Source organism: Chryseolinea sp. H1M3-3 (assembly GCF_029360725.1).
Taxonomy (GTDB): Bacteria; Bacteroidota; Bacteroidia; order Cytophagales; family Cyclobacteriaceae; genus Chryseolinea.
The window spans coordinates 378639-401785 of sequence record NZ_JARKMY010000002.1 but is presented as its reverse complement, the minus strand read 5'-3'; the positions used below and the strand labels follow the sequence as shown (position 1 = coordinate 401785).

Here is a 23147-nt window from a genome sequence, read left to right as displayed (position 1 = left end):
GATTCAAACTGCAATTAAAGAATTTAAGACTATACGCTTCTAGAGGAGTTCAATTAATTCCTTTGTCACATTTTTTCGCGAATACTTTTCCGATTCACGCTTATGCAATACCACGGCGCCTGTTTTCCATTGGGAAAAATACTCCATGATTTTCTCTTTGATTTTTTCTTGTTTGTCGCCTTCGATCATTTCGCCTGCTCCTGTGGAAGCTAACAAATTTGCCGCATCCCCATTTTCAGGACCTGTTCCTATAATAGGGAGACCCGTTGCCAAATATTCAAATAATTTTCCTGGCATATACCCCTCAGCATCTTTGTAACCAGTCAGAATTAAAAGAAGCAACGATGATTTACCGTACATCGAAATGAGTTCCTTGTGCGGAACGGAGGATGTGAAAGAAGTCACCGAAGCAAGCGCGGACGATGCCTGTATGAAATTCTTCACTTGCGAATGTACTTCACCAACAAAATCAACGTGAATTTTAGATTTCAATTCTGCGTCGGTGATAATTAATTGTTCGAGAGCAGCCATAAATGGCCGGGGGTCACATTTCTCATTGATGATACCGACATGTCTGATAACAAATTTCTCTGTGGGTTGTATCACGAGGTTTTTAAAATCATCTTCATCATAGCCATTTGTTAACAGAACGACCTTTCTTTTCGACAGCGCTTCAAATCTGCGCACATAAAACGGTGTGATCGTTATAATTTTGTCAGCCCGCTGTAACACCTTCATCTCTAATTTACGGTGAATATTTCTAGCTGGCTGGCTAACCTTTAAGCTATCCAGGAATCCCCATTCGCTCCACGGATCCCGGAAATCCGCCAGCCAGTTAAGCGATGGGTTTTTCATTTTTAATTTATACCCTATCAAATGAATACTATGTGGCGGACCCGTCGTAATAATGGTTCTGATTTCATTGTCGCGTAAAAAATCATTTAAAAATTTAACTGATGGTCGCACCCAAAAAATACGTGGATCAGGTATGAAAAAATTAGCGCGAATAAAAGTGCTAAGTTTTTGGAAGAGAGATTTATCATTTGTTGATACCAAGTCGGTTGGCTTGGCAGTTTTCTTCTGCTTAAATGCACCTGCAATCCTGAAGAAAGATTCATAAGGTTCCCAAATGGGAAAACGAATCACCTCCGCTTCGATCGGAACATCTTTCAGAAGAGATTCATCACGAATCGCGAACGATGGATTCTCTGGCGTAAACACATAGGGCTGCCAACCAAAATGGGGAAGGTACTTTACAAATTTTAACCAACGCTGAACACCGCTACCTCCGCTGGGTGGCCAATAGTAAGCGATGATTAAAACCTTGTTATTCATAAAGAAGTCTTTGGGTCCGATTGACTGATCTCACTGCGAATTAATTCAACAATGTTTTCAAAATTTTCAGGAGCAAACCAAGTTATCTCGTCGTCGCGTTTAAACCACGTAAGTTGTCGTTTTGCATAACGGCGCGTGTTACGTTTTAGTAAACGAATAGCTTCATCTTTGTTATACTTACCTGCTATGAAATCAAAAACTTCCTGGTAACCTACCGTTTGTAACGCTTGAAGGTTTCTATTTGGATATAAACTCTGAGCTTCTTCAAATAGTCCTTGTTCAATCATGGTGTCCATCCGTTTATCGATGCGCTGATAAAGATCCTCTCTTGGAACTTCCAATCCTATTTTAACAATGGTGAATGGGTGTTCCATTTTCTTTTTTGTGCGAAAGGAAGCTATCGACGAACCTGTACCCAACCTGACCTCTAGCGCGCGTATAAGCCGATGAGGATTTTTTTTGTCGATGGTATGAAAATGTTCTGTATCCAGTTCCTGCATTTTTTGCTGCAGCCATTCAATTCCATGCAGTTCATAGCTTCTCATCAGATCTGCCCGGATACTTTCAGCTATTTCAGGAATGTCATCAAATCCTTCGCAAACAGCTTTGATATAAAGACCTGACCCGCCACAAAGAATCAGGTTATCATGCTGTTTAAAAAGCTCGGTGATCAAGGCTAAGGCATCTCTACCATATTGCGCAGCATCATAGTCATCCTGTATAGAATGCGAATCAATAAAATGATGCCGAACCAGGGCCAATTCTTGGGTTGAAGGTTTTGCCGTACCAATAGCTAGCTCCTTAAAGATTTGTCGCGAATCTGCCGAAATAATTTCAGTCTTGAATAATTGTGCAAGTTTGATCGCCACTGCCGTCTTACCCGCTGCCGTCGGCCCTGTTACAACAATTAATGTTTTTTTACTTTTTTCCAAGGTCAATAAAATCCACGATCAACAACCTGATGGTGTTTCAAAAGGCTAATACCGTCTTTGTGCAATATTACAATTTTCTTATGGTCAAAAATCGCATAAAAAATCCTCCGATCCTGCTGTAGGAGTACCTAGAACTATGACCGCCCGTGAGACGGCGCACAACCAAATTTTTCTTATCTTGCGCCCTTAAAGCCGGGAAGAAACATGATTAAATATACCATACCATTTCTGACAAAACTGGAGGACATGATAGCGGAGTCAGATTACACGCTGCGTTACGAAAAAGGTAATTTTAAGTCAGGTTATTGTGTGTTAAAAGACCAAAAAATCATCATCATCAATAAGTTCTACACCACCGAAGGGAAAATCAACGCGTTAATGGAAATTTTAAAAGGCATTGTACTTGATACAACTCGCTTTACAGAAAAAAGTCAAAAGCTGCACGAAGAGCTCATGCAGCAATTTCAGGCGGCTTAAAGATGGCTTTCAGATTTTTTCTCCGGAAGCAAACAATATTCGCATTCATCCGCTTCTTTCATAATTAAGGTTGTAATCGCATGAAAATAACATTCTTAGGAAGCGGTACATCTCAAGGCGTGCCGGTGATTGGTTGCACATGCGAAGTTTGCTCGTCGTTAGATTTTCGCGACAAGCGTCTTCGATCTTCCATCCAAGTAGAGATTTCGAATCAAAGTTTTGTGATCGATACAGGTCCGGATTTCCGCCAGCAAATGCTGCGCGAACGGGTAAAACGGATCGATGCGATTCTATTTACCCACGCCCACCGCGATCATACGGCCGGCCTGGATGATGTTCGTGCGTACAATTTCATGCAAAAAATGGATATGCCCGTGTATGGGAAACAACAGGTGTTGGATCAACTCAAAGTGGAGTATGCTTATGCGTTCATGAAAGATAGTTACCCGGGTATCCCACGATTGCTGCTACACCTTATCGACGAGCAAACCTTTTCTGTTAACGGCGTCGACATTACGCCCCTTCCCGTTATGCACTTGAAGATGCCGGTGCTAGGTTTTCGGTTCAACAATTTCAGCTACATCACCGATGCCAATTTTATCCCTGAAACAACGCTTGAAAAACTTGAGGGAACGGAAATCCTCGTTCTGAATGCACTGCAACGTGAGCCCCACATCTCTCACTTTAATTTGAAAGAGGCCTTGTATATGGTGGATAAAATAAAACCAAGGCTGACTTACTTTACGCATATTAGCCACAAGCTTGGATTGCATGCCGATGTTTCAAAGGAATTGCCTGCAAATGTTCTTTTGGCCTATGATGGGCTGCAACTTGAATTACAGTAACCGTTACCAATTAAAGGTTTACGGATACAGCGTGCAGGGGCATTAAGCTTCAAATAGTATTATCGCTCAGTGCAAAAACATCTCTTATCCAGTGTACTTTTACTGTTGGTTTTTAACTATAACCTCCGTCGCGGTGCACAACAATTACTATTTCCTTCGCCAACTTACAAAGTCGCTCGAGAACACGCTCAGGTCTACCGTTGTTTCCGAATGTTTTAGTCAAAGTAAAGATGAATTGATCATCAGGTTTGAAACGCAAGGTTTACCTTTCTTCATTAAAGCAAATTTATCATCCTCATTTTCGTGTTTGTCTTTTCCTGATAGTTTTCATCGGGCAAGAAAGAATAGCGTGGATCTTTTCCAAACGTTGATCGGCCAACGCGTTGAAGGCATTCATCAATTTGAAAATGAAAGAAGTTTCGCCATCAACTTCAGTAACGAGATTGTGATGCTATTCAAGATGCATGGCAACCGCTCTAACCTCGTGCTATTTGAAAATGGTTCTGTGACTGAAATTTTTAAAAACAGCATACAAGAAGATGAAAACATCGATTTACAAACTTTAGACAGAACCATCGATTGGAGTTACGAGAACTTCCTGCAAAACTCAGCTAAACCTGAAAGCCTCTATTTTACTTTTGGAAAAGTTGTCTGGAAATATCTGCAGCAACAAAAGTTTTTCGAATTATCAACCGATGCTCAGTGGAAGGCAATTCAAGATGTTCGTGACCTTTTGAGCAACCCATCTTATTCCATTCGGGAGCACGAAGGTAAAATGTTTTTTTCCATGTTGGAATTCGGGAATCTCATCAGGCAATTTACAGATCCTATTAAAGCGGTTCACGAGTTCTCCTTTTTATTCACGCATCAGGATACTTTCAGCAAAGAAAAATCCTGGGCACTTTCTTATTTAAAATCAAAACTGCAGTCGTCACAAAATTTCATAGATAAAACGGCTAACAAACTTCGTGAACTGCAAGCAGATAACAATTATAAGATTTGGGCTGATCTGCTTATGGCGAATTTGCACACCGTGAAGCAGGGAATTGATCGTGTCACCTTAAACAATTTTTATCATGATAACCATCCAACGGAGATTAAACTAAAACGTGACTTGAGTCCACAAAAGAATGCTGCCATTTTTTATAAGAAAGGAAAAAATCAACAAATCGAGATCAATCATTTGCAGCAGCTTCTAAAAAATAAAAGTGAGGAGTGTGATAAACTTACCGACCAACTCTTGCAGGTAGAAGAAGCATCCGATCTTAAAACCTTACGAAAGCTCGGTGAAAAGCTGAAAGTATCGGATGAGAAGGAAAAGCAGCCTGCACCTGTGCCTTATCGTGAGGTTGAATACAAAGGATACAAGATATTGATTGGAAAAAATGCCCACAGTAACGACACCCTTACCCTTAAGTTTGGTTACAAGGAAGATCTTTGGCTACACGCAAAAGACGTAGCAGGGTCACACGTGCTGCTTAAATATCAGGCTGGAAAAAATTTCCCAAAAGACGTGATCGAACGCGCCGCCCAACTTGCTGCCTATTACTCAAAAAGAAAGAACGAGTCTTTGTGTCCAGTGGTGGTGACACCTAGAAAATATGTTCGAAAACGCAAAGGCGATCTTCCCGGAACTGTTGTGGTTGAGCGGGAGGAGGTTATTATGGTGGAGCCAACTTTGGATGAAAAAAGTTGAAAGAGTAAGCAGCAGGTTTAAAACCCGGCTGCTTACTGTTAATGGATTGTCTATTTGACCACGTTAATCTTCAAAGTATTCGTCCTGGCTTTCTCGTGAATCGGCATGCTGGCCAGGATAATAATAATATCGCCAGTCTTTACATGGCCGTCACGTTTTAAAGTAGATTCAACGTCAGAGATGGTCTCGTCTGTAGAGTTTATCTTATCGTAATAATAAGCCTGGGATCCCCACACGAGGTTGATCTTGTTTAATAGCGACGCATTTGATGTAAAGACAAAAATGCTGGCGTTTGGTCTGTATGCTGAAGACTGGAAAGCTGTATAACCAGACTGCGTCATTCCCACAATGGCTTTTGCACCAACATCTTTCGCAAGTTTGCAGGCAGCCAGTACAAAGTTGTCGTGAATGTATTTTGGTGACGAGCGTTCTACTTCTCTGAAGTGATAATAGATCTTCGGGTTTTTCTCGACCGATGCGACAGTGCGTACCATACTGCGGATAACTTCGAGCGGATATTTTCCGGAAGCAGTTTCGGCCGAAAGCATCAACGCATCCGCGCCATCCATAACTGCGTTGGCAACGTCGTTCGTTTCAGCACGTGTAGGTCGAGGATTCTCAATCATGCTTTCCATCATCTGGGTGGCAACAATAACCGGTTTACCAGCTCTGTTACATTTATCTACCAGCATCTTTTGAACCATTGGCACCTCTTCCATCCATATTTCCACACCTAAGTCGCCGCGGGCAACCATTACCGCATCGGTCTCAGCAATGATCTCATCGATGTTACTTAAAGCTTCGGGTTTTTCGATTTTCGCAACGATACGGGCGGCCGAATTGTGTGAATCTATTATGGCTCTCATGGATTGAATATCAAATGCTTTTCTAACAAATGATAATGCGATCCAATCCACGTCATTCTTGATACCAAATTCCAGATCCTTTAAATCTTTTTCTGTAAGCGAAGGGGCCGATACTTTGGTAAAAGGCAAATTGATACCCTTCCGTGATTTGAGTAATCCGCCATAAACCACTTCAGTTAAGACTTCATCCGTTCTAACTTCTTTTACCTTTAATTCAATTTTACCATCATCAATAAGGATCATATCTCCCACTTTGACGTCTTTAGGGAGACTTTTATAAGAGGTGCTCACAATTTTATTGCTACCCAGCACCTCCTGCGTTGTGATAATTAAATCTTGTCCACGCTCAATCACTACGTTGGGTTCCATTTCATTCACCCGGATCTTTGGTCCTTGAAGATCTTGAAGAATACAGATCTTCGTGCCAAGTTCTTTGTTGAGTTCCCTGACGTATTGAATTACTTTATAATGGTCTTCGTGAGTGCCGTGGGAGAAGTTCAAACGAAATACGTCTACTCCTTCTTTAATTAACGCCTGTAACATTCCTTTCGAGTTGGACGCAGGGCCGACGGTGGCAACAATTTTAGTCTTGTTGAACGATACTTTATCTAGCATATAGGTTTAAGGTAATTCGTAATTGGTTTATGCGAACAGGTTCTTGCATTATCCATCAAAAAATAAAGTTGGATTTTGATTTCAGACCTTCCAGTGGAATGGAGGCGACAAGTTGAATAACTTCAATTGATCTTACTCGATGTATCAACTGTTGATGTGTGTCCTGCTCTTCCATTGCGGCCAAAATTATAAAATCAAAGTGAGGAAATTCAGGGATTAGAAAATACTTTCCACTTTCTTGTTCAGAAGGTTTATTTTTAAATAGTTTCAATCGATTGAGTTGCGTTTCATGTGAATAAAAAGAAAAACTCTTTTCTTCATTATTTTTAAAACCAACCACTAAATCAGGTTGTTTAATGAGCTGAATACCCAACGTTTGATTAATTTCCCAAGCAAGTTTGTACCCCCGGGCTGATGAAAGAATCCCCATCAACTCAAAATCATAATCATATTCTATGACTAACTTACTTTTTTTCATTCATTCAATACGATTAAAGGGAGTTTTCACTCGTTTGAGCAAGATCAAAAAAGTTTGACAATATTGCCGCAAATCTCTTTATTTGCACAGATTTTTAAATCATTAAACCGAAAAAACATGTCTGAAATTGCAACAAAGGTAAAACAGATCATCATCGAGAAACTTGGCGTGGAGGAATCTGAGGTTACTCCCGAAGCGAGCTTCACTAACGATCTTGGTGCTGACTCTCTCGACACCGTAGAACTTATTATGGAGTTCGAAAAGGAATTTAATATCTCGATTCCTGACGATCAGGCTGAAAATATTTCAACAGTAGGCCAGGCAATTTCATACCTGGAGCAAAACGTGAAGAAATAATTGATCCCTTTCGCTTTTTTACCACACCCCTTTGAACATGACATTAAAACGAGTAGTCGTTACAGGACTTGGTGCACTCACTCCCATCGGCAATACACTTCCAGAATATTGGAATGGTCTGAAAGCAGGTAAGAGCGGAGCTGCGCCTATTACACGTTTTGATGCCTCACTTTACAAAACAAAATTCGCCTGTGAAGTAAAAAACTTCGACATTGGCAACTTCATGGACCGCAAGGAGGCCCGTAAAATGGATCCTTTTGCTCAGTATGCAATGGTCGCAGTCGATGAAGCAATAAAAGATTCAAACCTCCCGCTAGCTGAAGTAAACCCTGACCGTGTTGGTGTTATCTGGGGCTCAGGTATCGGGGGGTTATTAACTTTTCAGGAAGAAGTAAAGACCTATGCAAAAGGTGATGGAACGCCCAGGTTCAATCCTTTCTTCATTCCCAAGATGATTCCTGACTTAAGTGCAGGACATATTTCAATCAAATATGGCTTTCGTGGGCCCAACTTCGTAACGGTCTCAGCATGCGCATCGTCTACAAATGCAATCTATGATGCATTTACTTATTTACGACTAGGCAAAGCCGATGTTATTGTATCCGGCGGTTCAGAAGCGGCAGTTTGTGAAGCAGGGGTTGGTGGATTCAATGCCATGAGAGCGCTTTCTGAACGGAATGACTCTCCTGAAACTGCCTCCCGTCCCTATGATAAAGATCGCGATGGTTTTGTTTTAGGCGAAGGTGCCGGTGCTTTGATTCTTGAAGAATATGAGCACGCCGTTAAACGAGGTGCGCGAATTTATGGTGAAGTACTCGGCGGAGGCATGACGGCCGATGCTTATCACATTACCGCCCCGCATCCTGAGGGTGCTGGAATTACCCGGGTAATGTATAACGCATTAGAAGAAGCGGGTGTTAAACCAGAGCAGATTGATTATATCAATACCCATGGCACTTCCACGCCACTTGGTGACATTGGAGAAATCAGGGCGATTCAAAAAGTATTTGGAAGCCATGCTTACAATTTGAATATCAGCTCAACCAAATCGATGACGGGCCACTTGCTGGGTGCGGCAGGTGCAATTGAAAGCATTGCCTGCCTCATGGCAATCGATCAATCCATCATTCCGCCAACGATCAATCATTATACGGATGATCCTGGCCTTGACCCTAAACTCAATCTCACGTTTAATGAAGCCCAACATCGAAATGTAGACGTAGCGTTAAGCAATACGTTTGGTTTCGGAGGTCATAATTTTTCGATCATCTTTAAAAAGTTCAAGGCGTAAAAATCCTCATCCTTGCTTTCGAAAAATTTAAATAACAAGAATTGCTAAATTAGCTCCGTACTATACAATAATTTGACGCTTGGTTTGGAAGATTCTTAAAATCCCAAAGGGAAAATCGAAAATTGATAAGAAACTTTTGTCCGCTATACACAATATAGCCGGATTCACTCCTTCTAATCTCGAACTTTATCGCTTGGCAACTGTGCATAGCTCTATTGCCAAAGAAAGTACTACTGCCGGCTTTAAAGAATCGAACGAGCGCCTTGAATACCTGGGGGATGCCATACTGGGTGCAGCTGTGGCAGATTATCTTTTTAAAAAATTTCCTTTTAAGTCCGAGGGATTTCTTACAGAGATCCGATCAAGAATTGTAAATCGAGAAGCATTAAATTTTCTGGCGCGCAAGATTGGTGTAGCTAACATCGTTCAATACGATCAAAAGAATGCCCATCTCCAGCAAGTTATTCTAGGAAACACGCTAGAGGCAATTGTAGGTGCGATATACCTGGATAAGGGGTACCTCAGAACTAAAAAGTTTGTAATTGATAAACTGATCATACCAAACTATGATCTTGAAGATTTGGTCAATTCCAATTCGAATTTCAAAAGCAAGATAATTGAATGGGCGCAACGCGAAGGAAAAGAAGTGCGCTTTGAGATACTCAATGTAAAGAAAGGGAAGAATCACAAGGAATTTACAGCGCAAGTTCTGGTTGACAGTGAAGCCAAAGGAACCGGCTATGGCAATAGCAAGAAGAAAGCAGAACAGGATGCTGCATATAAAACTTGCGAGATGTTAAATCTGTTGGGGGAGAGTTGACGAAGCGTTCAACAATTAATTAAAAGATTAGTTGTGATTATTCTCTTTGTACTACTGTAAGCTAAAAACATTTCAGAAATGAAACTCAAAATCGGTGGTGCTACTGTTAATCAGATTCCATTTGATTGGAGTAACAATACACAAAATATTATTGCCGCCATTGCAGAAGCACGCTCAAGGGGCATCAGCATTCTTTGCTTGCCTGAGTTGTGCATTACCGGGTATGGATGCGAGGATTTATTTTTAAGTGATTGGCTTCCTGAACGTGCCTGGAAAGAACTTCTTTATATCAAAAATTTTTGTCAGGATATAACTGTGGGCATAGGCCTTCCGGTCAGATTAGGTAAAGTTACCTATAACGGCGCCTGTGTTATCAGCGATAAGAAAATTTTAGGGATCACTTTCAAGCAATTCTTGGCCAGAGACGGCGTACACTATGAACCTCGTTGGTTTGATGCATGGCCGCCCGATGAAGTAACAGAATTAGTTAAAGGTGATGAACGCATTCACGTTGGAGATATTATTTACGAAGCACACGGCATTCGATTTGGGTTTGAAATCTGTGAAGATGGGTGGCGCGATGAAGACCGCCCTGGCCACAGGCTTTGTAAACGAGGAGTTGATTTGATCCTTAATCCCAGCGCCAGCCATTTTGCTATGGTCAAAAGCCTGCTTCGCGAAAAAGAAGTGGTCATAGAAGGATCCAGGCTTTTTAACTGCGTTTATGTGTTTGCTAATTTGTTAGGCAACGAAGCCGGAAGGATGATTTATGATGGCGACATTATTATTGGTCAGAACGGAAAATTGGTTGCTGTCAATAAAAGATTCTCCTTTAGACGTTTCAACGTATTGGGTACTGAAATTGATTTTAAAGATCCAGATCAAACATCGACAGTTGCGTTAACGGATAACAAGGAAAGAAATGAAGAATTAGCACAGGCCATTTCACTCGGCCTGTTTGATTATCTCCGAAAAAGCCGTGCAAATGGTTTTGTGCTGTCGCTTAGCGGAGGCGCTGATTCTTCCATGTGTGCCGTCGCCGTAACAGAGATGGTAAAAAGAGCATGGGATGTTTTAGGCCCTACCCAATTTTGTCATGCACTTCAAATAGACATCGTAGACAATTGGAAATCGGCTGTTAACAAACTACTCACTTGTGCCTATCAGGGCACTCAAAATTCTTCACAAGAAACTTTTAATGCTGCCCGGCATTTGGCCGAATCGGTCGGTGCGGAATTTCATCATTGGAAAATTGATGAAGAAGTAACTTCTTATACATCAAAAATTGAAACTGCCATCGGCAGAAGACTACAATGGCAAACCGATGATATTACGTTGCAGAACATTCAGGCGCGGACCCGTTCTCCGATCATTTGGATGCTTGCTAATGTAAAACGAGCTGTACTTATTACAACTTCAAACAGAAGCGAAGGTGATGTAGGATATGCTACAATGGATGGTGATACTAGTGGAAGCTTTGGTCCAATTGCCGGCCTCAGCAAAACGTTTATCATTCAATGGTTACGCTGGGCAGAGAAAGCGCTGGACCAGCCTGGACTTTCATTGGTTAATAACCTACTGCCTACTGCTGAGTTGCGGCCGCTGGAAAGACAACAAACCGATGAATCCGATCTGATGCCCTATTCTGTTTTAGTGGAAATTGAAAAGCATGCAATTTTTCATCGGAAGTCGCCGTTAGAAGTTTTTCAATCGATGAAAGACCGATATGAAGCCGCATCCCTAAAAACTCACATCAAGAAATTTTTCCGATTATGGTCGGCGAACCAATGGAAAAGAGAACGCCTGGCACCATCGCTGCACCTGGATGATTTAAACGTTGATCCACGAAGCTGGTGCAGGTTCCCGATACTGTCAGCAGGTTTTCTTCAAGAGCTCGAATCGCTGGACAACACCCAATAATATGGAAAATGTACCAAAAACCGACATTCCCCTAAAACCCTTACTGGATATCATTTAACGGATTATATTTGCCCCTTATGTCGATACTGAATTACATTATTTGGAATGCTAGCCCTGAGATTTTCTCCTATGGCAGCTTCTCACTACGCTGGTACGGATTGTTTTTCGCTTTAGGATTTTTGATCAGCCAGCAATTCATGTACTACTTCTATAAGGAAGAAGGAAAACCGGAAAAAGATGTCGATACCTTGACAATATACATGGTAATCGCAACCATCATCGGTGCACGTCTCGGGCATGTTATTTTTTATCAACCCGAAATTATTACTGAAAATCCGCTGAGCATATTTTTACCATTTGAATTCAGCCCGTTCCGATTCACAGGATTACAAGGATTGGCAAGCCACGGCGCCGCTATCGGTATTTTATCAGCGTTGTATATTTATAGCCGAAAGAAAAAACCCGGACAATCTTTTCTCCAGGTTGTTGACCGAATTGTTATTGTGGTTGCACTTACTGGCGCCTTGATCAGACTAGGCAACTTTTTTAATTCAGAAATTATCGGCCTTCCAACCACAAAGCCCTGGGGCGTAGTATTTGTAAATAAATTTACAGATGCCATTACTGATCCCAGGTTCGATGAGGATCAACTCGTTGAATCTGTCGTTATCAAAAGGAACGATTCAATACCACATACCGACGCCTCCTCCAGTGTACCCTTGAATATTTACCTTTTCTTCAAGCGAGGAGTAGATGGTGAGCGCGCGCGGGAATTCACAAATACGTCAGCGCGAAACCTGTTAAGTCATAATTTATCAGAGTATTTTGATGCTGCTGGGGATAAAACCAAAACGAACGGACAACTATTAGATGATGGGAAACTCGCATCGCGAATCAGCACCTATGGAATCTCACGACACCCGGCCCAACTTTACGAATCGATCTCGTGTGTTATATTGTTTATTTTCTTGTTTTGGCTTTGGTCTAAGCAAAAAGAAAAATTGCCAGCAGGTCGTTTACTGGGTATATTTTTAATTTGGTGCTTTGGCCTTCGTTTCCTTTTTGAATATCTGAAAGAAAATCAGGAGCCGTTTGAAGAAGGGATGTTCCTAAACATGGGACAAATATTGAGTATACCAATGGTTATTGCTGGTATTGTAATAGTGATGCTTTCTTATAGAAAAGAACACGTCAATGTCAATGAATTGAAAAAGTGATTTTTAAACTTGTTGGCACTGTCATTGTCTTAGTGGGTACAACATGCGGGCACTGATTTTAAGTATCATCATTTCTTTATTTGCTTCTGAGTCATTTGCTCAGCAAGAACAAATCAAGTTGCCCGATACTTTAAGCAGCACTCCGTTCCATACAATTCCCGATACGGCGGGCAGGTTTATTCATATCAACCGCATTTTCATTTTAGGTAATCGTATTACGCGGGATCAAATTGTGCTGAGGGAGCTAACACTCCGTCAAGGAGATATTATTTACAGTCACGATTTAAATGATATTCTTGAACGAGATAAAAAAAAATTAATCAATACCCGACTATTTAATACGGTCGAAATCCGCAGTCTTGAGTTACAGAAAGATTACGTCGACCTATTGATTGATTTAAATGAGCGATGGTATACATTTCCCGCTCCTATCTTCGAATTGTCTGACCGGAATTTTAATGAGTGGTGGCAAAACTACAATCACGACTTTAACCGCGTTAACTATGGTCTGCGTCTATATCAATTTAATATGCGCGGAAGAAACGAAACGCTTAGATTAACGGCTCAATTCGGATTTCAAAGACGTTTCGAATTATCATACCGATTTCCTTACATCGACAAAAAACAAAAGCACGGATTGATTTTCGATTGGGATTTCGCGGAGACAAAAAACCTGGCATTTCGAACTGTCGATCATAAACTGGAGTTCTTAAAAGCAGATGATCTTCTCCGCACAACGCGCGGTGGTGGAATTACTTATACTTACCGGAATTCGTTTTATATATCACATGCACTGAAGATTGAGTATCGAAGTACTGACATCAATGACACCATTCCTTTGCTTAATCCAACATATTTTGGCAATGAAAAAACTTCACAGCGATTTGGAATTATTTCTTATCAGTTCACCGCCGATCGCCGCGATTATGTAGGCTACCCATTGCACGGACATTACCTGACATTAATCGCAGCCAAAAGCGGTGTAACCTCAAAAGATGATTTGAAAAAATTTGAGGTAAGCCTCTCCTATTCCAAGTTTTTTGATCTGACTAAAAATTTTTTCCTGGCAAATAATTTTATAGCGTATGCCAGCACGCCTGACGACGTGCCATATTCCAACTATGGAGCTATGGGATACAAAAAGCAATTCGCGAGGGGTTATGAAATTTATGTCATCGAAGGCCTTGCATATGCGCTCAATAAACTAACCTTAAGAAAACGAATTTATAGCAGAACTTATCAATGGAACGTGATGCCAATTCCACAATTCAGACACATTCCTCTATCCATTTTTATTAAGACCTATGGAGATGTTGGCTACGTAAAAAGTTACCCGAATTATACCCTGAGTACGAGATTAACAGATAAAGTCATATCCAGCGCCGGCGGAGGAATAGATATTGTCGCATCGTATGATACAGTGTTCCGATTCGAATATACTTTTAATGGCGAAGGTGAAAAAGGATTTTTCTTTCATGTGAGGAAGGAGTTCTGACTTCTGTCTCAACGATCTCACTGATGACTACAAAGGCTTATACTTAAAATCCAATGCGGGTGGAAAATTTCTAGTTATTGATTTCCTTGAAGATCTTTAGCGGCAACTATTTCAACAATCAAATGTGTCAATCTTTTAATCGGTAAGCTGTTGATTTTTTAATTTCATTTACGTTATTTCAAACATTCTTAAAATAAACCGTTGTGTGTCATTATTTATTGGCCTTAGGCATGTCCATGCTATGGCTGTCAAATTCCTTTGCTCAAAGCGCTCCGACGTTAATGGGCTCCCGTGCTGGTGGTCTGGCATATGCTTCAGCCTGTGTAACAGATGAATGGTCCATATTCAATAATGTTGCAGGTCTCGCTAAAGTGGATAAAACGTCCGCGAGCTTTGCGTATGATACCCAGCCGTCTTTTAAACCATTCAATCGCATGGCTGCTGTATTTGCAGTGCCAGTAAAATTTGGTGTTGGCGGCGTCGGCGTATTTCGCTTTGGTGATCAGCTGTACAATGAGCAAATTTTCGCGGTAGGTTTCAGCAACACGTTTGGACTTGCCTCGCTTGGTATAAAAGCAAATTATGTTCAATACAAGGCAGAAGGCTTTGGTAGTAAAGGGGTCTTCAGTATAAGCTTTGGGGGAATAGCAAAACTCACGGAAAAGATTTCCATAGGTGCTCATATCGTAAACCTTAATCAACCGAAAATTTCCGTTATAGAAAACGAAAAGCTTCCAACTGTTCTAATCGTAGGCATCGGATTCCAACTCACCTCCCAGACATTTGTAACCACCGAGTTGGAAAAAGATTTGAACTATCCTGTGAAATGGAAAAGTGGCGTAGAATACCAGCCTTTGAAAAAATTTATTTTCAGAACTGGCTTTAACATAAACCCGAGTGCTGCCTTCTTCGGGTTCGGTTTTCGTCCGAAAAAATTCAAAATAGATTATGCTTATCAGCATCATTTCAATTTTGGGTCACGGCATCAGGCGACCGTTGGCTATCAAATCAACCGTAAGAGATGAGAATTTTGATTATCATTTCTTGTCTCCATTTGGCTATTGCCTGTTGTTGCCAGGATTTTCCAAAAAAAGAAATTGATGTGAGTCAAATCGCTGACGAACTTTTTAGCCAGCCTGATATGGATCTAAATTATGAAGAGCTATATGAAAACCTCGTTCAATTAATGGCTCATCCAATCAATCTAAACAAAGGTACCGCAGAAGACTTTCGATTTCTCAATCTACTTAGTGAGTCCCAAATCGATGCGTTAATTAAGTATCGAACACAAAATCAAAAATTCATTTCTATATACGAGCTTCAGACCGTTCCGGAATTTGATCTGCCTACGATCTACAAAGTTGTTCCGTTCCTGACGGTAACCGACCAAACTACTGCTCTTGATGCATCCCTTTGGCGTCGAATAAAAAAAGAGGGCGAGAATTATTTTCTAATTCGTTACGAGCAAACCTTGCAACAAAAGAATGGATTCCAAAATACTGTAGCGCCATCGGCGAAGTTCAAAGGTTCGCCCGATAAAATTTATATCCGATTTCGTTCCAGCAGGCCAGGCGATTTTAGTTTCGGATTCACAACGGAAAAAGACCCGGGCGAACAAATTCGCTGGGCGCCGTCATCTCGCTATTACGGGCTTGACTATTTTTCCTGCCATTTTCAGCTTCAGAATAAGGGTAGAATAAAGAATCTTATTGTGGGTGATTATCAAAGCCAATTCGGTCAAGGTTTGATGTTGGGGGGAATCTTTGGTACCGGAAAGGGAAGCGAAACAATAACAAGCGTCAGGCGGAGTAATATCGGATTATTACCTTACACGTCAGTTTACGAATCGGGTGGAATGCGAGGCATTGGGCTTACACTTGAGGCTACAAAAAAAATTGCACTGACCACATTTGTTTCCCGTACAAACAAAGATGCCACGGTTGTTGATAACGACCAGGAGGACATTATTGCATCTTTTGCTGCGACTGGCCTGCACAGAAATGAGAGTGAGTTGCTAAAACGAAAGCAGGCGAGCGAGAACAATTTTGCAGCTATTATTCAATATAAATACAACGCACTGGATGGAGGCCTCATGCTTAATCATGTTGTTTTCGATTCACCAATCGAGCGGACACCTACGGCGTATAATCAATTTGCGTTTGCAGGGAAAACCAATACAAACATTGGTATCTATCTTAACTATACCGTAAAAAACATAACATTTTTTAGTGAAGTTGCCCAGTCATTAAAGGCAGGGACAGCAGCAAGTGCAGGCATCCTTACCAGTCTGTCCCCAAAGCTTGATGTATCGGTAGTGTACCGTAAGTTTGACCGTGACTTCCACACCTTTTATTCCAGTGGTTTTGGAGAAGGCAGCAACACGCAAAACGAAGAAGGAATTTATTGGGGATGGAAATATTCTTTCAGCCGACGTTACAGTGTATCGGGATATGTTGACATCTTTAAATTCCCATGGCTTCGTTTCAGAAGTTATGCGCCGTCGACAGGGCACGAATGGCTGTTGCGATTTAATTACGAGCCTTCCCGAAAAGTTAAGATATTTATTCAGGCACGAGAAGAATTTAAGAGCAGGAATATTGAATCCGACTCGACAAATCAATACATCTTATCTGCAGGCAAGAAGAACAACTACTGGGTGAGTTTTGATTATTCACCCCATTCCATGCTTCGGTTTAAAAGTCGCGCACAATTTAGCACCTATTCCATTGAAAATAAGAAAACACAAGGGTTTGCGCTTATGCAGGATCTGATTATTGATCTCGGAAAATTAAAATTAACGATGCGTTATGGCCTGTTTGAAACAGAGGATTATGATAACCGGCAGTATGCCTACGAAAACGATGTTTGGCTCGCTTATTCGTTACCTGCTTATTATGGGGCTGGTGTTAGAAAGATGATTATTCTACAATATAAAATCAACCGGCACATCACGTTTTGGTTTAGATACGCACACATTCGTTATCAGCACCAAAATCAGATTGGGTCAGGGATAGATAGCATTGAAGGGAATACCAAAGACGACATTAAAGCTCAGATGGTTTTCAGGTTTTGAATCAGCTCGAAAGATCATTCGGGGAGAAGACGATGCACGATTGCGTGGCGATAATTTCTTTCACGAATCATTAATACATCCGCTTCGCCTTAGATAAATTGCACCACAAGAACTCACGTACCCATGCACGCTATTGACCAAATTACACCTGAAGTTTTACTGTTAATGTGCATTGGTGGAATTGCCTTTATTCTCATCTTCAAGGCAATCTTTCGGGATAAGAAGTAAGATTTCCCGGAAATATGAACCTTATCAGCAGGGTACAGCCGACCAACTACACTTTTAATCGATGGGCAAGTTTCATTTTCAACCGATGATCCGGTTATTTGATATGAACAAAATCATGTATATGAAAAAATGTATCGTACTCCTTTTTGTGATGGCTTGTGCTATAGGATCTGTTACTGCACAAACTACCAAGAAAGTGTTGGAGCTTCCTGAATTCAAGGGCATCTATGTCAATTCAAATTACACGGTTTACCTTAAACAAACCAATAAACAAGAAGTGACAGTCGAAGCTTTAACTGAAATTTTCGCTGTTACCGAAATAAAAGTTGAAAACGGGATATTAATGGTAAACGTTGATCGCAAGCCAGACAATCCAAATAAAAGTCTTTGGCAAAAGATTGACGATATCAAGTTAAATCCAACGATGAAGCTATATGTCAGCGTTAAAAATCTGAATGATTTGCAAGTCAATGGAAACGGCAGAATCATTTCTGAAAACTCCATTGCATCCGATTATATAAACTTAGGCGTATCAGGCGCTGGTAGCCTGGACGTTGACTTAAAAGGGAATACGATAAAAGCGGAATTAAGTGGGCCTGGGGTTATGACCGTAAAAGGTTATGCAACATCAATCGATGCTATTGTAAGTGGTTCAGGAACATTAAACGGTTACGCTTGTGCATTGGAGACAGCGAAAGCCAAGGTCAGCGGCCCAGGCCTTTGTCAACTAAATGTCTCGAATGCAATAGACGCGTTGGTAGTGGGCAATGGTCAGGTAAAACACAAAGGGAATACCAAATCGGCCCAGAAAAAAATATACGGATCGGGTAGCATTGAGCGGGCGTACTAACCCAAAGAGGGCTAAATATGCTGCTGCAACGGTTGCAATAAGTGCGAAATTGGCCTTAAAAGGCACATAAATACCTTAAAGTATAACTTTTAGCATTTAGTCAAATTTTCTTATTACTTTTAAATGTTAATTGTCATTCTTTACTGAGTCCCTCTCACCCGTCATTACGAGTAGTCGTTCAGCCAAGTTTGCCAGTTGGCATTAATTTAATTTTCCATTTACTTATTTTTACCAATGAACATTTACGTTGCCAATATCCCTTTTAAGGCATCCGAACAGGAATTGAAGGGATTATTCGAAGAGTATGGCGAAGTTTCTTCTGCCAAGATTGTTATGGACAAAGTTACACAGCGCAGCCGTGGTTTCGGATTTATTGAAATGTCGGACGATGCGAGTGCCCGTCAAGCTATCACAAGTTTAAACGGTTTCAATTTCTTGGGTAAGACCTTAGTGGTCAACGAAGCAAGACCACGCACCGATGCTCCTAGAAGTGGCGGTGGCGGAGGAGGTTACAAAAGTGGCGGTGGCGGTGGCTTTAACCGCAGAAGCAATAACGAATATTAATCCATCCGATATTGTAAACAAGACTGCTCATTTATGAGCAGTTTTTTTTTGCCTTCTTTTTCGGATTCATAGTCATACCAAATTTCACCGATATGGTTCTAAGCAGACCGCAAAAGATTGTACTGGGGATTTTTACAATCCTACCCTTTATTCTCTTTCCTATTATTCTCTGGCAAATTGTTTACGCCATCATCCAGCTTGTGGAAATGAATGAACATGGCGAACCTGAGGCACGGGAAATCCTTATTGTAGTTTTCTCCTTTATTATCCCAATCGTACTGTTAGCGTTGGCTACATTGGTTCTTCTCATCTTTTATATCGTCCATGCAATACTCAATAAGGATATTGGTACTGGAGAGCAATTGCTGTGGATTCTCCTATTCATTTTCCTGGGTGTGATCACCTTTCCGATCTATTGGGTTATCAGGATTTGGAATAACACAAATAAATCTTGATTCTGACTAAATAGTTTAGTAAACTTTGTAACATCCAAATATTACAAGCTATGAATGTAATTACCGACCTTGAGCGGTGGGGTAACAGCCATCGCCCTGGATTTTTAGATGTATTCCGGATTGTTCTTGGAGCCTTTATCACTTATAAAGGGCTCTATTTTATTACGCACATGGCGGAGCTTAAAATGACTACGGCAGGAATAAATACTTATTTTGCCGGAATAACGCTCGCACATTACATCGTCTTTGCACATATCTTGGGCGGCCCGCTGATCTTCTTTGGACTTTTTACCCGAATCGTATGCTTTATTCAGTTGCCCATCCTTATCGGAGCTGTCTTCATGGTTAATGCTCCTAAAGGTTTTCTTTCAATTGGTCAGCACATGGAGCTTTGGTTATCTATTGTTGTCTTCATTGGCTTAATAGTCTTTATGGTCTTCGGAGCAGGTCGTTATTCCATAGATGCTAAACGTCGGCGAGAAATGGAACATGCGAATTTGTAAATCCTATTAACCTAAACCGGGAAGGCACCTGAAATCAGGTGCCTTTTTGTTTTTCTTTATATCTTGACACGATTTTGCGATTTCAGTGGCCACAGCAAATCAATGGAAGCCATAACAAAATAATTACTCATGATAAATAGAAGCTGTTCATGGATATATTCCACACCTATTGTCCGCCGACACATTTATCCGTTGGATTTTTATTTTTCGAGTAGGCCATCGTGATCATTGGCCCAACTACCACTGCACAACTTTTGAAATGAAAGTAAATTTAAGACATGAACTATTTTATTGGTATTGACATCGGTACAGGAAGCACCAAAGCCGTTGCTGTGCAGCTTTCCGGCGAACCGATACACGCTGCCCAAGTCTCTTATCCGACGTATTCCCCGAAACAGACGTATAGCGAACAAGCACCTGAACTGATATGGCAGGCCTTTGTGAAATGTATTCTGCGAGTCATTGATCATCTCAAAGAGAAACCTGGTGGCATTGTAATTAGCAGTGCAATGCACAGCGTTATACCTGTCAATGAAGAAGGAAGTCCGCTTATGAATATGATTACGTGGGCAGACAACAGAAGTGCATCAATTGCAAAGGCATTGAGATCTACGGCAATGGGCGAGAAAATTTATAGTGAGACAGGAACACCCATTCATGCCATGACCCCTGTATGTAAGATCAAATGGTTAAATGAAAATCAACAGGCTCTCTTTCAAAAGACTTTTAAATTTATATCTATCAAAGAATTTATTTGGTATAAGCTTTTTGGCGTATATGAAATAGATTATTCCATTGCATCGGCAACTGGGTTATTCAATATAGAAAAATTGACCTGGCATGAGGATGCGCTGAACTATTGTTGCATTTCCACCCATCAGCTTTCGCAGCCCGTGGCGGTCACTCACAGCCGGAAGGACCTAAAACAAGACACCGCACATGACTTAAAAGTTTTGGCGAACATCCCTTTCTTTATTGGCGCAAGTGATGGCTGTATGGCAAATCTAGGAAGCTTTGCCGTTACCCCTGGGATTGCTGCGCTTACCATTGGAACTAGCGGAGCCATTCGGGTGGCTAGCAAAAAACCAACGGTGAATTTCGAAGCCATGACTTTCAATTATTTGCTTACGGAAGATGTTTATATTTCTGGCGGGCCGATTAACAACGGTGGGGTTATACTAAAATGGTATACCGAAATATTTCTCCGAAAGACACTCAATACCAGTGCTGATTATGATGCTATTTTACATGAAATAAAAAGCATTAAACCGGGTGCCGAAGGTTTGATCTTTCTTCCGTATTTATTGGGTGAACGTGCACCCATTTGGGATAGTGAAGCTAGCGGAACATTTTTTGGAATCCGAAATTTCCATACCCAAGCGCATTTTACGAGAGCCGTTGTTGAAGGGGTATCGATGGCATTATACAGCATTGCAGCGGCAATGGAATCTTCAGGGTTAGATATTGAGCAAGTACATGTGAGTGGTGGATTTGTTCATTCAGAAGAATGGCTTCAGATTCTGGCTGACATATTTAATAAAAAGATTTGCCTGATCAATGCTGAAGATGCATCCGCTGTCGGTGCCGCTTATTTGGGATTTAAAGCGTCCAACCTTATAGCGGATTACAAAGATCTAAAACCTCAAGAAGATGTAACGTACATCCCGAACCTAACAAACCATGCGGTGTATAAAAAGGCATTTGCGATTTATGAAAGCATGTATAAGAAATTAAAGCCGGAGATGGAGGCGGTGTTGGCGCTTCGTTAGAAGTTGTGCGATGAGTAGCTAAAATCTGGCAAACGCGCTTAACTTTTAACTGATACGCTTCCCGTTCCTCTTTTCAATTCTATAATCGTTAATTCAGGAGGCATGCCAATTCTGCCAGGGTAACCGATACATCCAAAACCCCGGTTCACATACAAAAACTGATCTCCTTCCTGATAGAGGTCTGCCCATTGTTTAAAACGGTACTGAGCCGGGCTCCAGGTAAAATTTCCAAGGCTGACACCTAATTGATAACCATGCGTATGGCCCGCAAATGTGAGATCAATGTCAGGAAACTCAGGTCGTATTTGTGCATCCCAATGCGTTGGGTCATGCGACAGTAAAATTTTAACAGCAGCGTCGTTTGTGTTTGCATGGGCTTCTCTGAGTTTACCATACTTGGGAAAACGTAACGGTGGCCCTATACCCCAGTTTTCAACACCTATAATCGCGAGCTTATCACCATTCAACTCCAGCATACGATGTTCATTCATCAACAAATCATATCCCATTTGTTTATGGGCAATCAGCATATCCCGGAGGTTTTGTTGCTTTGCTGCAACAGATGGCCATTGCCTATAATTTCCATAGTCATGATTACCGGTGACCGAGAACACTCCAAGGGGTGCCTTAATTTTATCAAACGTGTTAATGTAGTCGCTTACTTCTTTGGTTTCAACATTAACTAAGTCGCCGGTGAATAAAATGACATCAGGCTTCTCGTTTAACAGCATATCAACGCCTCCGCGAATAGCCGTTTTATTAAACAATGACCCGGCATGTATATCAGAAAGCTGACCGATTGAAATTCCGTCAAATGCTTTAGGAAGATTAGGAAGGTAAATCACCCGTCTGCGTACATGAAAATTATGTGCACCTGTAATGATTCCAAATGAAAGAGAAGCCACAGGAATACTCCAGGAAAACAATGCAGCTTTCGCGAAAAATTCTGAACGCGAAATACGGGATGCACTCTCTACAACGTTCCCCTCTTTAATTTTTCGGTAATACTTCTTTGAGAAATGCAAGCCACGCCTGACGTCATCCACAAATAATACGAGCACCAGAAAAATCTTAGAAAAATAAACGATGCCGAGACAAACGATAATCCACTGCTTAGTTTTTTCATCGGCGATACCCACGATGTTAATCCAAAGCAGGATGAAGACTGCAAAACCTGTAACGGTCCAATAAAAAGTGCGCGCGATAACCTTAAGAACAGTTTGCAATTTGTGAGTCGCGATACGGATAGCCTGATATGCATAAATATCAATCAGAAATAATAAAATAAGCCCAAAAATGGCCATTTTAATCCGATAGGAAGCACCGTCGTTCATCTAGTAAAAATAAGCAATGAACGCGCA

Annotated in this window: 21 protein-coding genes; 16 read left to right on the top strand and 5 right to left on the bottom strand. The window is 41.2% G+C overall.

From position 1 onward, the window contains the following. Positions 1-39: 39 nt before the first annotated feature. Together P2W71_RS09195 and miaA are read right to left on the bottom strand one after the other, a co-directional pair. Positions 40-1335 (bottom strand): glycosyl transferase, encoded by a 1296-nt coding sequence (locus P2W71_RS09195; RefSeq protein ID WP_276369965.1) that lies wholly within the window; start codon positions 1333-1335, stop codon positions 40-42. After that, a complete protein-coding gene (gene miaA, locus P2W71_RS09190) occupies positions 1332-2267 on the bottom strand; it encodes a tRNA (adenosine(37)-N6)-dimethylallyltransferase MiaA (RefSeq protein ID WP_276369960.1) in 936 nt (311 codons plus the stop codon). Before miaA ends, P2W71_RS09195 begins: the two co-directional genes overlap by 4 nt. Before the next feature lie 204 nt (positions 2268-2471). Between miaA and P2W71_RS09185 the strand changes: the two genes are divergently transcribed. From P2W71_RS09185 to P2W71_RS09175, 3 genes are all read left to right on the top strand, one after another. Then, a complete protein-coding gene (locus tag P2W71_RS09185) occupies positions 2472-2744 on the top strand; it encodes a hypothetical protein (protein WP_276369957.1) in 273 nt (90 codons plus the stop codon). Between the two features lie 80 nt (positions 2745-2824). Continuing rightward, positions 2825-3589 (top strand): MBL fold metallo-hydrolase, encoded by a 765-nt coding sequence (locus P2W71_RS09180; protein ID WP_276369954.1) that lies wholly within the window; start codon positions 2825-2827, stop codon positions 3587-3589. A gap of 133 nt (positions 3590-3722) precedes the next feature. Beyond that, positions 3723-5285, top strand: coding sequence for an NFACT RNA binding domain-containing protein (locus P2W71_RS09175; RefSeq protein WP_276369952.1), 1563 nt, complete (start codon positions 3723-3725; stop codon positions 5283-5285). Between the two features lie 50 nt (positions 5286-5335). Here P2W71_RS09175 and pyk read toward each other — a convergent pair whose 3' ends face one another. Continuing rightward, on the bottom strand, positions 5336-6766 hold the full coding sequence (gene pyk / locus P2W71_RS09170; RefSeq protein WP_276369949.1) for a pyruvate kinase: 1431 nt from the start codon (positions 6764-6766) through the stop codon (positions 5336-5338). 55 nt (positions 6767-6821) lie between these two features. After that, entirely contained in the window at positions 6822-7244 is a 423-nt protein-coding gene (locus P2W71_RS09165; protein WP_276369947.1) for an IPExxxVDY family protein, read from the bottom strand. Positions 7245-7361: 117 nt separating this feature from the next. On the opposite strand from P2W71_RS09165, the gene P2W71_RS09160 reads away from it, so the two are divergent. The 13 genes from P2W71_RS09160 (at position 7362) to P2W71_RS09100 (ending at position 21786) form a co-directional block, all read left to right on the top strand. Then, positions 7362-7601: an acyl carrier protein gene (locus P2W71_RS09160; RefSeq protein WP_276369944.1), complete on the top strand. Its 240-nt coding sequence runs from the start codon at positions 7362-7364 to the stop codon at positions 7599-7601. Between the two features lie 37 nt (positions 7602-7638). Continuing rightward, positions 7639-8892, top strand: coding sequence for a beta-ketoacyl-ACP synthase II (fabF, locus tag P2W71_RS09155; protein ID WP_276369941.1), 1254 nt, complete (start codon positions 7639-7641; stop codon positions 8890-8892). 79 nt (positions 8893-8971) lie between these two features. Then, positions 8972-9712 (top strand): ribonuclease III, encoded by a 741-nt coding sequence (gene rnc, locus P2W71_RS09150; RefSeq protein WP_276369938.1) that lies wholly within the window; start codon positions 8972-8974, stop codon positions 9710-9712. Positions 9713-9790: 78 nt separating this feature from the next. Continuing rightward, entirely contained in the window at positions 9791-11632 is a 1842-nt protein-coding gene (nadE, locus tag P2W71_RS09145; protein WP_276369935.1) for an NAD(+) synthase, read from the top strand. 77 nt (positions 11633-11709) lie between these two features. Further along, a complete protein-coding gene (locus P2W71_RS09140; protein WP_276369932.1) occupies positions 11710-12849 on the top strand; it encodes a prolipoprotein diacylglyceryl transferase in 1140 nt (379 codons plus the stop codon). 43 nt (positions 12850-12892) lie between these two features. Then, entirely contained in the window at positions 12893-14344 is a 1452-nt protein-coding gene (locus P2W71_RS09135) for a BamA/TamA family outer membrane protein (RefSeq protein WP_276369929.1), read from the top strand. Positions 14345-14547: 203 nt separating this feature from the next. Continuing rightward, positions 14548-15369 carry a hypothetical protein gene (locus P2W71_RS09130; RefSeq protein ID WP_276369927.1) on the top strand — a complete coding sequence of 274 codons (822 nt, stop codon included), beginning with the start codon at positions 14548-14550 and terminating at the stop codon, positions 15367-15369. Further along, positions 15366-17417: a helix-hairpin-helix domain-containing protein gene (locus P2W71_RS09125; RefSeq protein ID WP_276369924.1), complete on the top strand. Its 2052-nt coding sequence runs from the start codon at positions 15366-15368 to the stop codon at positions 17415-17417. Before P2W71_RS09130 ends, P2W71_RS09125 begins: the two co-directional genes overlap by 4 nt. Before the next feature lie 349 nt (positions 17418-17766). Further along, the gene (locus P2W71_RS09120) at positions 17767-18495 is read left to right on the top strand and encodes a head GIN domain-containing protein (protein ID WP_276369922.1); all 729 of its coding nucleotides are present in this window, start codon (positions 17767-17769) and stop codon (positions 18493-18495) included. A 234-nt stretch (positions 18496-18729) separates the two neighbouring features. After that, positions 18730-19059 (top strand): RNA-binding protein, encoded by a 330-nt coding sequence (locus tag P2W71_RS09115; RefSeq protein ID WP_276369919.1) that lies wholly within the window; start codon positions 18730-18732, stop codon positions 19057-19059. 92 nt (positions 19060-19151) lie between these two features. Continuing rightward, positions 19152-19514: a hypothetical protein gene (locus P2W71_RS09110; RefSeq protein WP_276369916.1), complete on the top strand. Its 363-nt coding sequence runs from the start codon at positions 19152-19154 to the stop codon at positions 19512-19514. 50 nt (positions 19515-19564) lie between these two features. Next, the gene (locus tag P2W71_RS09105) at positions 19565-20017 is read left to right on the top strand and encodes a DoxX family protein (protein WP_276369914.1); all 453 of its coding nucleotides are present in this window, start codon (positions 19565-19567) and stop codon (positions 20015-20017) included. A gap of 278 nt (positions 20018-20295) precedes the next feature. Beyond that, complete coding sequence (locus P2W71_RS09100) at positions 20296-21786, top strand: gluconokinase (RefSeq protein ID WP_276369911.1); 1491 nt, start codon at positions 20296-20298, stop codon at positions 21784-21786. A gap of 38 nt (positions 21787-21824) precedes the next feature. Here the strand turns inward: P2W71_RS09100 and P2W71_RS09095 are convergent, their stop codons facing one another. Continuing rightward, positions 21825-23120 carry a metallophosphoesterase gene (locus P2W71_RS09095; protein WP_276369909.1) on the bottom strand — a complete coding sequence of 432 codons (1296 nt, stop codon included), beginning with the start codon at positions 23118-23120 and terminating at the stop codon, positions 21825-21827. Positions 23121-23147 lie beyond the last annotated feature (27 nt).